Genomic DNA, 613 nt, shown 5'->3' with positions numbered 1-613 from the left:
TGCTCCCCACCTGCTTCCAGAACCATGGCAACTACGTGATTTCGCTTTCCAACGTCACGCGCTGGCTGGGCCAGCAGGCCGAAGCGCTGGGGGTGGAAATCTTCCCGGGCTTCCCCGCTGCCGAAGTGCTCTATCACGAGGATGGCTCAGTCAAGGGCGTAGCCACCGGCAACATGGGCATCAACAAGGAGGGCGAACCCGGTCCCGAATTCCAGCTGGGCATGGAACTGCACGCCAAATACACCTTCTTCGCCGAAGGTGCGCGCGGCCACCTGGGCAAGCAGTTGATCGCGAAATACAAGCTGGATGCCGGCCGCGATCCGCAGACCTATGCCATCGGCATCAAGGAACTGTGGGAAGTGAAGCCGGAAGTGCACCAGCCCGGCCTGGTGGTCCACACCGCCGGCTGGCCGCTCTCCAATGATACCTACGGAGGTTCCTTCCTCTATCACCTGGACAACAATCAGGTGGCCGTCGGCTACGTGGTCGGCCTGGCCTACCAGAATCCCTACCTGTCGCCATTCGAGGAATTCCAGCGCTACAAGACCCATCCGGAAATCCGCAAGTTCTTCGAAGGTGGCAAACGCCTCTCCTACGGCGCCCGCGCGATCAC

The 613-nt window shown here is 61.2% G+C and carries 1 protein-coding gene; it reads left to right on the top strand.

Going from position 1 to position 613, the window contains the following annotated elements; genetic code table 11:
- A partial coding sequence (locus HWE04_RS24175; RefSeq protein WP_241813921.1) for an NAD(P)/FAD-dependent oxidoreductase occupies positions 1-613 on the top strand: 613 nt, incomplete at both ends.

Source organism: Herbaspirillum sp. C7C2 (assembly GCF_022627865.1).
In the GTDB taxonomy this organism is placed as follows: domain Bacteria; phylum Pseudomonadota; class Gammaproteobacteria; order Burkholderiales; family Burkholderiaceae_D; genus Herbaspirillum; species Herbaspirillum frisingense.
Note: the sequence above shows the minus strand (reverse complement) of the source record. Positions and strands in the feature narration are given on the sequence as shown.